The organism is Alcanivorax nanhaiticus (genome assembly GCF_000756665.1).
In the GTDB taxonomy this organism is placed as follows: domain Bacteria; phylum Pseudomonadota; class Gammaproteobacteria; order Pseudomonadales; family Alcanivoracaceae; genus Alcanivorax; species Alcanivorax nanhaiticus.
Map to the genome: position 1 here is coordinate 103,798 of NZ_ARXV01000008.1, position 12,988 is coordinate 116,785.

General features: G+C 55.6%; 11 protein-coding genes. 1 reads left to right on the forward strand and 10 read right to left on the reverse strand.

Going from position 1 to position 12,988, the window contains the following annotated elements; genetic code table 11:
- Position 1: 1 nt before the first annotated feature.
- Genes Y5S_RS11440 through Y5S_RS11465 form a run of 6 tightly spaced genes read right to left on the reverse strand, consistent with a single transcriptional unit; the run spans position 2 to position 5,006 of the window.
- Positions 2 to 1,471 carry a pilus assembly protein TadG-related protein gene (locus Y5S_RS11440; RefSeq protein WP_081939742.1) on the reverse strand — a complete coding sequence of 490 codons (1,470 nt, stop codon included), beginning with the start codon at positions 1,469 to 1,471 and terminating at the stop codon, positions 2 to 4.
- Positions 1,472 to 1,511: 40 nt separating this feature from the next.
- Complete coding sequence (locus Y5S_RS11445) at positions 1,512 to 1,763, reverse strand: hypothetical protein (protein ID WP_035233086.1); 252 nt, start codon at positions 1,761 to 1,763, stop codon at positions 1,512 to 1,514.
- Positions 1,756 to 3,249 (reverse strand): type II and III secretion system protein family protein, encoded by a 1,494-nt coding sequence (locus tag Y5S_RS11450; RefSeq protein ID WP_052041554.1) that lies wholly within the window; start codon positions 3,247 to 3,249, stop codon positions 1,756 to 1,758. The genes Y5S_RS11445 and Y5S_RS11450 overlap by 8 nt, the downstream gene beginning before the upstream one ends.
- Positions 3,250 to 3,292: 43 nt before the next feature.
- Positions 3,293 to 4,141 (reverse strand): Flp pilus assembly protein CpaB, encoded by an 849-nt coding sequence (gene cpaB / locus Y5S_RS11455; RefSeq protein WP_052041555.1) that lies wholly within the window; start codon positions 4,139 to 4,141, stop codon positions 3,293 to 3,295.
- Between the two features lie 45 nt (positions 4,142 to 4,186).
- Positions 4,187 to 4,744, reverse strand: coding sequence for an A24 family peptidase (locus Y5S_RS11460; RefSeq protein WP_052041556.1), 558 nt, complete (start codon positions 4,742 to 4,744; stop codon positions 4,187 to 4,189).
- 58 nt (positions 4,745 to 4,802) lie between these two features.
- On the reverse strand, positions 4,803 to 5,006 hold the full coding sequence (locus Y5S_RS11465; protein WP_035233087.1) for a Flp family type IVb pilin: 204 nt from the start codon (positions 5,004 to 5,006) through the stop codon (positions 4,803 to 4,805).
- Positions 5,007 to 5,760: 754 nt separating this feature from the next.
- On the opposite strand from Y5S_RS11465, the gene Y5S_RS11470 reads away from it, so the two are divergent.
- A complete protein-coding gene (locus Y5S_RS11470) occupies positions 5,761 to 6,396 on the forward strand; it encodes an endonuclease (protein ID WP_035233089.1) in 636 nt (211 codons plus the stop codon).
- A gap of 374 nt (positions 6,397 to 6,770) precedes the next feature.
- Here the strand turns inward: Y5S_RS11470 and Y5S_RS11475 are convergent, their stop codons facing one another.
- The 4 genes from Y5S_RS11475 to Y5S_RS11490 form a co-directional block, all read right to left on the reverse strand.
- Positions 6,771 to 8,546 (reverse strand): acyl-CoA dehydrogenase C-terminal domain-containing protein, encoded by a 1,776-nt coding sequence (locus tag Y5S_RS11475; protein ID WP_035233091.1) that lies wholly within the window; start codon positions 8,544 to 8,546, stop codon positions 6,771 to 6,773.
- A 128-nt stretch (positions 8,547 to 8,674) separates the two neighbouring features.
- Entirely contained in the window at positions 8,675 to 9,064 is a 390-nt protein-coding gene (locus Y5S_RS11480) for a YbaN family protein (RefSeq protein WP_035233205.1), read from the reverse strand.
- 322 nt (positions 9,065 to 9,386) lie between these two features.
- Positions 9,387 to 10,862, reverse strand: coding sequence for a DUF945 family protein (locus tag Y5S_RS11485; RefSeq protein ID WP_035233093.1), 1,476 nt, complete (start codon positions 10,860 to 10,862; stop codon positions 9,387 to 9,389).
- Between the two features lie 177 nt (positions 10,863 to 11,039).
- Positions 11,040 to 12,836, reverse strand: a complete 1,797-nt coding sequence (locus Y5S_RS11490; RefSeq protein WP_035233096.1) for an acyl-CoA dehydrogenase C-terminal domain-containing protein — start codon at positions 12,834 to 12,836, stop codon at positions 11,040 to 11,042.
- Between the last annotated feature and the right edge of the window lie 152 nt (positions 12,837 to 12,988).

Genomic DNA, 12,988 nt, shown 5'->3' on the forward strand with positions numbered 1-12,988 from the left:
GCTATTCGTAAAGCTGGATCTGTACATGGTTATCACCACCTTTACCAAATACCCAGCCCAGATATTCCGCATGGAACTCCAGGCCGCCACCGCCAGGATCCTTTGAGGCATCCAACAGGAACATCTGCGCGTAGCCATCTCTCGGGAAAACCGTGACTTCCCGAGAACCTCGTACTCCCAAGGCATCACAACTGAGCACGGCAATACTCATCAAACGTCTGTCTACGTCACCGGGGGCATTGGCATCACCATCATCCGGCGCTTCACCCGGAGAAATCACCATGTCAGGAGACAGCAGGTCGTTATCCAGCTCGTACTGGTAGACCTCCCAACGAGTTGGTCGCCCGGCACTGTTATCCCAGGAACCACTTTCCGAGCCGGCCGAGTGGTAGGAGAGCCAATAACCGGTATCCCCACTGCCATCTTCGTCTGCATACCATTCCCAATCCGTATCGAAGAATCGGTTGCCACCTACGTCCGCAATCAGGGAGCCATTCCCCCAACTACTGGCCTCATCGTCGTACCAGTAGTCATAAAGATTCGGAGCAGGAGGATAATCCCCCGGCGTCATGGCATTCGGACCACCGCCCGGAGGGTAATCATTGAAACGAACATTAATCCCCGCTCGAGTCTTCTGGGCGGCCTGACCGGGATTGGTTTCAACAACGTTGTCAGTGCAACCATCCAGATCCGGGTCGGCCAGAAAACGCATCAGTTCATCCGCGCCATTGCCAGTCTCCGGGCTGAGGAAACCAAAATTCCCTGGCGACCAGGCACCGTTACCACCTTGAGAACGCAAGGTAATTGCCCCGCCAACGGGCATTTCATCCCGGAAGAACGACCCGGAACCTTCCCAGGGATCGCAGATGGCCATGGGAGGAAAGGTACAGGTGAAATAATTGCGCCCGGCCAGTGCGGTCACTACCGCTGACACAGAGGTATCAACCTCGATACCAAGCACCGTAAGCACTGGCAGGAAGATAAGATCGGCGGTGAAGTAGTCGGTGTCGTCGGCCAGCAATGCCGGGTCCAGCGTGACGCGTACATAATGGGAAACCGCATCACTCACTGCCACCAGCTTGCCATCCGCTGTCGTTGGCGTTGAGGTATCGCAGAAGCGTTCCCGCACTGCCTGCGCCGAACCATCCGGGTCACTGGCACTGCCAATCAGGCAGAAAAATTCGAACGCACCGTCCGGCAACCCGGTATTGTCCAAAAGTTCCTGTTCTCTGGAAAACCGTGCCCGATGACTCAACAGGGTGCGTGCTGCGGTTCTCGCCCTGGCCCTGGCATCAGGATTGGTATCCAGCTCAGCTGCCGCAGCCAATGCGGCGGCGTCTACTGCGTTCTGCATTTCCGTACGCATCACCAGTAATCGCCCCACATCAATGGCCAGCGCAGCAATGCCGATCAGCACCACTATCAGCAGTGCCATCATCACCATGTAAGCGCCGCGCTCGTTCCTTTTCATGCCATCACCTCAGTTGTCCATCACTGACAGGCCGCATTGCTTAATCGCTACCTACGTCCTCAACCACTCGCCCTTCTTCAACAGTGCCATCGTCTTGAAGATAGCGGGTATAACCGGCGTCCAGCTTGGCGCCATGCCCAGTAACGATCGGTCTGTCTATGTTGCCGGCTTCGGGGTTAATGGTTTGCACTTCCGAGTTGTTGGCTACGCTGTAGCCGTAATCACCCCGAAAGTGCTGACGAACACAGCCCGTCAAGACCAATGCCAATAACACTACAATCCACTTATTCATTGCTCGCTACCTCCCTCAGCTGGTGACCAAAGCCGCCGTGCAGCCCACCGTGCTCAGCAGAAGATGGACTATCTTCAACCTTCTCCTGCTCGTCTTCTTCCTCATCCTTGTTGCGGTTGGTTGTAGGGTGGTGCTCCAGGAAACCCAACAGGTATTGATCAATGCTGTTCGGCGGGATGAAGACATCCGTTGGCAGGGCGTATTGGTCTGGACGGCGTGGCGTCACCAGCTTCGGTGTGACGATGACCACCAGCTCCGTCTCATTACGCTTGTACTCGCTGGAACGGAACAAGGCACCGAGAATCGGGATGCTGCCGAGGCCGGGCACCTGATTGATCGCGTTATTCACATCATCCTGAATCAGGCCGGCAATCGCGAAAGCCTGCCCATCGGCCATCTCTACTGTGGTGCCAGTACGGCGAGTGACAAACCCCGGAATGTTGAAACCGGAAGCCTGAAAGCCATTACCGGAATCAATCGCAGAGACTTCAGCATTAAGCTTGATGTTGATGTTGTTGTCGGAAAGCACCGTAGGAACAAACTTGAGCCCGACACCGAATTCTTTGTACTCCACGGTAATCGTGGCATTGCCGTTGTCATCCGAATCCTGTGCTACAGGAATGGCGACTTCACCACCTGCCAGGAAACTGGCTTCCTGGCCTGACTGGGCGGTGAGGTTAGGCTTGGCCAGCACTTTCACCAGGCCATCTCTCTCCAGCGCCTGCAAGGTGACTTCGGCATAGTTGAAGCCAAAGATACCCGGCGAAGTATCGGTAAAGATGGAGCCCAGGAAGGGTACGTTATTAGGGGCAATGCCCGTCCCGACAATCAGGTTCTGGCCACTTCCCATTTCGTTAAAGCCGGTTAGCCCGACGCCCAGCTCACGGAGAGAGGAGCGTTTGATTTCGGCGATCCGGACTTCCAGCATCACCTGGGTTCCTCCACCCACCTGCATCAAGTTAACCACCTTGTCTGCAGGGGCAAAGCTTTGCGCCACCGACAAGGCCTGCTGCATGGCCATCGGGCTGGAGGCCTTGCCGGAAAGAATGATCTGATCGTTTGCGCCCCTGAGCTGAATACCCTCTTCCTCCGGCATCATCTCGTAGATCCTGCGCTTCATCTGATCCACGTCATAACCCACGATGACATCCATCAGCGCCACCAGATTTCTGTTCTTGTCCCGGAATGCCAGGTTGGTATGCCCGGGTTTCAGACCAAGAATCAACACGTGGCGCGAAGACAACAACTTGATGTCTGCAATGGCCGGATTCCCGATCACCACCTGATCCAGCGGAGAGGGAGAGTAGATCATCTGTGACTTTCCCAGTGACAGCGTCAGCTCTTCCTTCTGCAAGCCATCACTGAACTGGAGTTCATAACGTTCTTCAGCCAGCGCGGGCTGCGCGACCAGTGCCATCAACATCAACGTGATCAGGCACAAGCCATAGGCTGGGTATCTATCGCCTAAGCTCAACAACTTGCTCATTATCCCTTCCTCCGTGAAAACGCTATATCAGGTCCATGCATCCCTACTGCTGAACCTCTCCTTCCTTGACTGTCTGATTTTCCACCTTAAGCCCCCTGATCACTTCCACCTGGGGGCGGGCTGGCGTGGCCCGGCGAACCCGGCGCACCACCTTGGTTGCCTTGACCGGCTCTTCATCCATCAAGTCTTTATAGGTCACCGTGTCGGTTTCCAGAATTGAGGCATCGAATTCATTACGCAGCATCAGGCTCAGCTCACCAGTCTGGGCAGCGAGCACCACCCTCTGGCCGTCATAAGGTGTCACCAAGAGGGTCACCGCATTAACGATTTCAGGCTCGGTTTCCGTTTCGCTGGCGCGCTGATCAATCCCCAGCACCTTGGCATTTTGCAAAAGCACCTGGGTATAGGGTTTCTTGTCCCGGCTATTCAGAGAGGACGTATTCAATACATCCACGTAATCACCCGGCATGACAAAGCCTGCCACCCCCCTCACCTCATTTACCGCGAGAGTGATAGCACGTTTATCCTCGGGAATTTTCGCAGGCAGGCCTCCACGGGCTCCGTAGGGGGAAAGCTTGTATTTCAGGATGGGCTCACCTTTTTTTGCCTGGGTCAGAATCAGAGGCGGCTCGTCGGTGAGCAGGGACTTTTTGGTACGGAAAGCGCCTTCCGGCACACTGGATTCCGGCCAGCTGACGACCTCCAGGAGGACATCATCAAGACGGGTGCCACTGGCAAGATCCGTGGCGGCGACAACGACAGGCACTGTCGCAATGGCTTTTACATCCCGCTGCGTCGTCATTTCACGCTGAAGATACTGGTTCACCAGATAAACCGTGACACCGCCCAGCACGATGGCAATCAACAGAATGAGTAGTGGTCGTAGTTGCATTCGGAATCTCCTTTTCCGCTAAGCACCTCTGTTCCCTTCCCGGGGTTATGGCGGCAGAGGCGACAAACCCATCAGAGTCGTTATTCCTCCCGCTGCAATGGCTACTGCATAAGGAAGTCCCCGCTTTGTTTCGATTTGCATTTCTGTCTGCGTTTCTATCTGCTCCGCCGCTATCTCCATTGCCACGGAGCTATCAACCTCAGCACTTGTTAACCTTGCTCGCCTGCGCCTGGCTGCATTGTGCAGATACCGAACCACAGGCCAGATGACGCCGGCCAATACCAGGCCCGCCAACGCCACATTAATCAGCAATATTCCTGCTTGATGGAAAGGAAAGAGGATTCCCAGCACCCCCAGGAGTTTTACGTCTCCTGCCCCCATCCATCCGGTCAGCCAGAACACCAACCCGACCGAGAACACGATCAAAGCCGCCAGCAAGTGAGCCTTGATAATGTCGAAGGAAAAACCATTACTCAAAACAACCAGGGCGGGAAAAACCAATAAAGACAAGATAATCAGACGATTGGGAATGCGGCGCTCTTTCACATCAAAGTAGACCGCACTCACAAGTACTATCAGGGAACCCGCCCAAACCCATAACATGGAATCCTCCCTGTCGCCTTCCCGGAATACTCCGAGAAGACGACAAGCAGTTCATTGATCAGCCACCGCCACCAGCTGCCGGCGCTTCAGGCGCATTGTCTTGCAGCGTAGTGCCGACAGTCTCAAACGCGGTATTGGTTTCTTCCCCAATCACCACAACCGCAGCAATGGCCACCACTGCAATCAACGCAACCATGATGGCGTATTCCACCATGGTGGCCCCCTCTTCTTCTCTCAGGAAACGAGTAATCAAGCTCTTCATGATCTGTCCTCCAGACACTGTTTTCTCCATGATGACCGCACTGTAAAAATGTCGGTCTTTGCAAACCGTATCACACAAACAATGCGAACAAACCCATCATCACCTGAAGGAATTTTGTTAGAAACAACTTTGATGTTTCGGAAATTATTTTTTCTGTAACACGCTAATTATCTTTTCGGCTATTAACCAAAATGACTAATTTTGTTTTCTATAAAAAACAACATGTTGCGCATACACCAAATAAGGTATCCACAACCAGGTCAGCATCAACCCACTGATAAAAAAGGTTTTTTTAAACCTGTAACAAACCCGACCAGTTCCCCGGTATTTTGGTATCTATCCAACATGAAACTCGATAAGAATTTAGTTCAAAAATTTTTTATATATAAAAAAAATCTTAAAACCTCACCCTCCTAACAAATAAAATGCCCATCAAAAGCCACGGACACTTTCAGAACCCGGCAAGAAAAATCATTATTAAAAATGAACGGCATTCTATTTTATCTTTTAATAAAAAGAGCAGGATCCGGAGGCGGTTAAAATGAATCGAATTCAATCCTTAAAATCGATTCTCTGGTTAGCAATATAGAAAATGAATGCGCATGCCCCTCAAGCAGCCTTACTCGCCGGCATTGTCTAACAACCACTTATCCTTTAATTGGCGCCGCCTATCCATAGCGTATACATTATAGATATCTGTCACCCGGGCCTTGGGGGCTAACATGGGGACAATAAATGTGACAGGGATCACAATATGCACAGAGTTTCACTGGGCCTTTCGGCTATTTTTCTGCTGATTGGAACCAGCTTCGCTGACAGTGCGGACGACCTCTTTCTCCAGCAGCTGTATCCGGAAGGTGGCAAGACGCTGTACTGCCAGGAGCCTTTCCACAAAGACAGTCGCGTGTCCGTAGAAGAAATCTATGATGAACGTCGTCTGGCAAAACACTTTGGTTGCCGAAGCGGTCGGTTGTGCCGTGGCAACAAGGATTTCACCGAGATTCAGCAAGACCGGCATACCCGGTTCCCTGTCACCACCAAGGCAGAGCTGGTCCGCCGCCGTACCCTGTTTGGCGATCTACCCGCCAACCTTACCGCCGATACCGAATGTGGCTACAAACAATCTTTCCAGGTTTTTGAGCCCCCAAAGCACGCCAAAGGCGATATTGCCCGAGCCATGCTTTACCTTTACGACCGCTACGACCTGCCACTGATTGGCACCCTTGAAATGTATCAACGCTGGAATCGTGAAGATCCGGTGGATGACGAAGAAAAGCGCAGAAACAATGAAATTGAGCGTTTTCAGGGGAATCGCAACCCATTTATTGATGATCCAGGCAAGGCGGACAATCTGAAGGGCTCCTCACCCTTGAACATGCAGTTTCCGTAAAACGCAGCTACTGTGTCTGCACACCAATACGGGCAGCCCCAAAAGGTTCTTTGCGGGTTCGCGGGCAGGAAGCCTGCTCCAGTCTGCAGCGAAAAGGCTGCCACGCGAAAACCTGAAGCGCCTCCTGGCCACCATGCTCGCCCTGACTATACCGGCCAACCATGATTGAAGCGCTGTTTCGCGGTCGAACGCCCGCTCCCACAGGGGGGTAGCCTTCTGGCGTGCGTGCCGCTTTTGTGGGAGCGGCGGTTCCGCCGCGATGCGCCGAGCCAGGATTGAAACGCTAACCGGTGATGAAGCAAAAAAAAACCGCACCCCCAGGGTGCGGTTTTTTGGCTGGCAGCGTGTTGCGTGCTGCATGAAGCGTCGACTTATCAGAACAAGTCTGCGTCCAGCTCCATCAGGGTTGCCGCACCGCCTTTCAGCTGCGCCAGCAAGGCCTGGGCCTTGGGCAAGAAACGCTGGAAGTAGTACTGCCCGGTGATGCGCTTGGCCTTGGCGAAGTCATCATCACGACCATCGGTGGCCGCCAGCATCTGCGCCCACAACCAGGCGTAGAGGGCATAACCGAAGATATCCAGATATTCCACGGCACCAGCGTTGATGGCATCCGGGTTTTCACCCGTCTGAGCCAGCAGTTCAGCCGTCGCGTCCTTGAGCAGGCTCAGGGCGGCTTTCACCGGCTCCAGAATGTCAGCAAGCTGTGGATTGCCGGCATTGGCGTCCAGCCAGGCGTGGGCATCTGCCAGGAAGGCATCGACAGACTTGCCGCCGTTACGTGCCACTTTACGACCCGCCAGATCCAGCGCCTGGATACCGTTGGTGCCTTCGTAGATCTGCGAAATACGGCAGTCACGAACGAACTGCTCCATGCCCCACTCACGGATATAACCATGACCACCAAAGACCTGCTGGCCGGTGATGGTGGTTTCCAGACCGCGATCAGTGAAGAACGCCTTGGCAATCGGTGTCAGCAGAGCCACACGATCTTCTGCTTTCTTCTTCACATCAGCATCTTCGCTGAACTTTGCGGCATCCAGCTGCATGCCCACATAAGCGGCCAGGGCACGCCCACCCTCATTGATGGCACGCATATTCATCAGCATACGACGCACATCGCCGTGAACGATGATGGGATCTGCGGAACCTTCCGGGTTTTTGGCACCAGTGGCGCTGCGGCCCTGCAGACGCTCGCGGGCATAGTCCACCGCACTCTGGTAGCTCACTTCACCCAAACCCAGGCCCTGCAGGCCGATGGACAGGCGCTCATAGTTCATCATGGTGAACATGCAAGCCAGGCCCTGATTCGGTTCACCGATGATCCAGCCCTTGGCATTATCGAAGTTCATCACACAGGTGGCAGATCCCTTGATGCCCATCTTGTGTTCGATGGAGCCACAGGTCGCGCCGTTACGCTCACCCGGGTTGTTGTCCGCATCCGGGAGGAATTTGGGGACCAGGAACAAGGAGATGCCCTTGGAGCCTTCCGGTGCACCCGGCAGCTTGGCCAGCACCAGATGGATATGGTTACTGGTCATGTCGTGCTCGCCACCCGTAATGAAGATCTTGGTGCCGGAAATGCTGTAGGAGCCATCATCATTCGGCTCAGCCTTGGTACGACCAATACCCAGATCAGTACCGGAGTGCGGCTCGGTCAGACACATGGTGCCGGCCCACTCGCCGCTGTACAGCTTGGGCAGATACTGCGCTTTCAGCTCTTCGGACGCGTGTGCATCAATCGCCAGGCACGCACCGCTGGTGAGCGCCGGGTACAGCGCAAAGGAGGAGTTGGCGCTGTGCATCATTTCTTCGAACAGTACGGCAAGGGATTTCGGCATACCCTGGCCGCCGAATTCCGGGTTACCGGAGAAGGCAGTCCAGCCATTTTCGGCGAAGGTCTTGAAGGCTTCCTTGAAACCATCTGGCGTAGTCACGTCGCCATCGTTCCAGCTACAGCCCTGCTCGTCACCGTTACGGTTGAGAGGGAACAGCAGTCCTTCCGTCATCTTGCCAGCTTCTTCCAGAATGGCATCAGACAGGTCGCGGGTTACCTCGGCGGTAGCAGGCATAGTGGCCCACTGCTCGTCCGCTTTGAACACATCGTTGAGAACAAAACGCATGTCCTCGAGGGGCGCTTTATAGATCGCCATTTGCACATCTCCCGTAAATTGGCAGGGCGCAAATTTTAGGCAGCAAGTGCCTGTCAATACAGGGTTATTTGTGACTCACCGTTCATGCCAGGATTGGCAACGCCGGGCCACAGCCACTGACCGAAAAGTCACGCCTGAGGTTTATCGACCAGGGGTTTGACCGGCTCAGGACGATTCCAGAGCCACAAGAGTGTCACACAGAGCATCAAGGGAACGGCAATCTTTACGGCCGTAGGCGCCCCCGACAACGTAATGATGGTGATACTGATCAGCATCATGGTGGATGCCGCACACTTGGCACGGCGAGAGATTGCGCGATGCTGCCGCCATTGCACAATCGGCTCCCCATAACGGGGGTGCTCAAGCAGCCACTGTTCCAGGGCAGGCCAGCCGCGGGTTCCGGCCCAGGCCGCCACCAGCAGGAACGGTACCGTCGGCAGGCCAGGCACCACCACACCAACCATGCCGATGGCCACAAAGCAGATTGCCAGAAAACGCCAGCACAGTGTCCTTACCATGGCCCAGCTCTCCAAGGCCCCGGCTACCCGGAGCCCCTGTAAATGCATGAAGATTCAGTATGCGACCAGCAACGCACACAGGCAAAGGCAACATAAACGGCGAATAGTGACCTTCCGTCGTAAAACCGCTTCCGGAACCGCACCTGACCGTCGCAACCAGTGACTCCTAGAGGTATATCGCAGGAGCCTCGCTTGAGAGGCGAATCCAGGCCTCCGAATGAACGCCGGAAGCCGGTTCGCGGCTCAAGCGCCGCTCCTACAGCACCCTGCAAGCTTAAGTGCCCTCTCCCGGAGGGCCTCAGGACAAAGGCTGGGCCACCTCTTACTGCATCGGCATGGATGCCAGCGGATCCGCCTGCTGAGTCTCATCTTCCTCCGGCCCAAGCAGCTCCATTCGACGTTTGACCTCATCCACTGTCACTGTTTGGCCATTCAGCTGCAGCAGGTCGCCACTGGAACGGAAGGAGCTTCGCCAACTGCTGTCACTGCGAACCACCAAACCGGCACTTTCCAGCTCCTGCAGCTTGACCACAAAGGGAGGAGGCACAAGGGATTGATCCACATCCACTCGCAGGTAGAGATCCAGCAGGCCTTTCAGCTGCTCTTCATCCAGCATGGTGAGCGCCTCAAAGGACGCATTCTTGCCATCCACCCCCAGATAGCGAGTCTTGCTATCCAAGGTCAGTTGCCGCTTGCCAGCGTTATCCACCAACAGCTGCATGTTCACATTACTGCTACCCGGCTTGAGCAGCTGTTCGCTGGCAACCTGCATCATCTGGCTAACCAGTGACTGCAGCTCCTGCACCTGTATGGCCCTATCCTGTTCATCGCCAGACAAACCATCGATCATCATGGAGGTTTGCCACGAGTTCAGTTCCTGATTGAGCTGATTGATCCTGATCAAGGCAGCCTTGTCCAACCCTTCGATAGCCAGCCCGAGATAGGCGCTATCCATAGGGATCGGCACCATGGGACCGGTAATGTTGTCGGCCCAGAGCCCGCTCTTGCTTCTCAGGCTACCCCCGTTATCCTCACTGCTGGCCTGCAGAATCATGTCGAAGCCCAGCATCGGCACGCCCATCTGACTAAAGCTCAGCCCCTTGCCATGAAGATTGGTGTTGGTCAGAGGCAGGTGTTCATCCAGCATCGCCACCACATCTATGCTGCCGGTCAGGGAAGGCACACTGAAACCACCACTGGGCGATACCACTTCCAGCCCCTTGACGGTCAGATAGCCATTGACCGGATAACCGCTGAGATCAGGGCGAAACACATCCAGCTGGAACTGTTCGAGTACCACTTTGCCCTGAGGGGCATCCAGCGCCACCGGTGGAATCAGGACCGTGGCCGAAACACTGCCATCAAACCCGTAGAAGCTGGAACCTTCCAATGGCGCGCGTCCCTGGAAAAGCTGCTGGATTACGGGAGCCAGCTCAGGCGGTAGCGCTGAGACATCCAGGGCATCTTCCGTGGCCGCCAACCCGACAAACACCCCCTGCTCGGAAAGCCCGATGGGGCCATGGTGGATCGTGCTGACGAAACACAGCTTGTTGCTCAGGTCGATGCCCTTGCCCAGTTCCGCCAGTTCACCCTGCACCACAACACAGGACCGCACCTGCGCCGAGAACAATCCGCGCTCATAGTGATTCACGACCAGTGTCAGGTCATCCCGGCCAGGCAGCAGCTCGACTTTCGCTACTTCTGTGCGCAGCAGAGTCTCTACCTGTGAGCCAACATACCAGGTCGCGCCGAGCCAACCGGCCACCAGCACCAACGCCAGTGCAATCAATGCCTTCATGGGTAATTCCCCCCTCATCCCTGTACCCGTTTTTTATTGCGCGCCACTATAACTGAATTATTGGCATATGGCCTTTCGCCATCAGGCTCATTCTGTTGGCACTCCCCCAACCCAACGCACAGCCACAAAAAAGCCCACCATGAAGGTGGGCTTTTTCTGGTCTCAGACCGGGATCAATCAGAATGCGAAGTGTTCGGCATCCAGATCCATCATGCAGTCCAAACCGCCTTCAATGGAACCCTTGTGACCGGCAGTACGCGGCAGGATTCGCTTGAAGTAGAAACGGGCAGTGCTGATCTTGGCCTTGTAGAAGTCCTCATCACCCGCACCCGCTTCCAGCTTGGCGTGCGCTACAGACGCCATACGCGCCCACAGGTAGGCCAGGGTCACATAACCGGAGTACATCAGGTAATCCACGGACGCAGCACCCACGTAATCCGGATTCTGCATGGCCTGCATACCGATGGCCTGGGTCAGTTCGCCCCACTCCTTGTTGTAGGCAGCCAGCGGCTCCAGGAATTCCTTCAGGTCGGCATTGTCTGCATTGCTTTCACAGAACTTGTGCACGATCTTGGTGAAGTTACGCAGGGCCTGGCCCTGGGTCATCATCACCTTGCGGCCCAGCAGGTCGAGAGCCTGAATGCCGGTGGTGCCTTCGTACAGGGTGGAGATACGCGCATCACGCACGTTCTGCTCCATGCCCCACTCACGGATAAAGCCGTGACCACCGTAGATCTGCACACCGTGGTTGGCTGCTTCCAGACCCGCTTCCGTTACAAATGCCTTGGCAATCGGGGTCAGCAACGCCATCAGGTCATCAGCTTCCTTGCGAGCCGCTTCGTCTTTCTCCAGCTTCACCTTGTCACCCAGCTGGGAACACAGGTAAACCAGCGCACGACCGCCTTCAGCAAAGGCTTTGGAGGTCAGCAGCATGCGACGCACGTCCGGATGAACAATGATCGGATCCGCCGGGCCTTCCGGGTTCTTTGGACCGGACAGGCTGCGCATGGCCAGACGCTCTTTGGCGTAGCTCAGACCACCCTGGAAACCCAGCTCGGCATGGGCAACGCCCTGAATGGCGGTACCCAGACGGGCGAAGTTCATGAAGGTGAACATGCAGTTCAGACCTTTGTTCTCCGGGCCGATCAGGAAACCTTTGGCACCATCGAAGTTCATCACGCAGGTCGCGGATGCCTTGATGCCCATCTTGTGCTCGATGGAACCACAGGTCACCGCGTTACGCTCGCCCACACCACCGTTGCCGTCAGTCAGGAACTTGGGAACGATGAACAGGGAAATACCCTTGGTGCCGGCAGGCGCGCCCGGCAGACGGGCGAGAACGATGTGGATGATGTTCTCGGCCATGTCGTGCTCACCGGCAGAGATGAAGATCTTGGTGCCGGTGATGTTGTAGGAACCGTCCGCGTTAGGCTCGGCCTTGGACTTGAGGATGCCCAGGTCAGAACCACAGTGCGGCTCGGTCAGACACATGGTGCCAGTCCACTCACCGCTGATCAGCTTGGGCAGGTAGGCCTGCTTCTGCTCGTCGGTGCCGTGCTCTTCCACGGTCGCGATGGCGCCGTGAGACAGGCCCGGATACATGCTCCAGGACCAGTTGGCGGTACCCGTCATTTCGGAGATAGCAATACCGGCAGAACCTGGCAGGCCCTGGCCGCCGAATTCCACATCGCCACCCATGGCTGGCCAACCGCCTTCCACGTACTTGGCGTAAGCTTCCTTGAAGCCTTTCGGAGTCGTCACCACGCCGTCTTCGAAGCCACAGCCTTCCTCATCACCTGAACGGTTCAGTGGGGCCAGCTCGTTTTCGGAGAACTTGGCGCCTTCTTCCAGGAAAGCATTCAGCAGTTCACTGTTGATGTCTTCCAGACCCAGGCTTGCATAGTGGCCATCCAGGTCCAGGACTTCATTCAGTACGAAGCGCATGTCGCGCAGGGGAGCCTTGTAATCCGGCATCTCAAATCTCCCTAATCAAAAGAGTGAAAATGCGGCGGGCCACGGGCGCGCCGGTCATTGGGACGCTAATCTTAGGTCAGCGTTCCGGCACGCCTCCAGTGCTATTTGTGACCCGCAAGTCAAACAAGCGTTTGAAACTACCGTTTGCACCA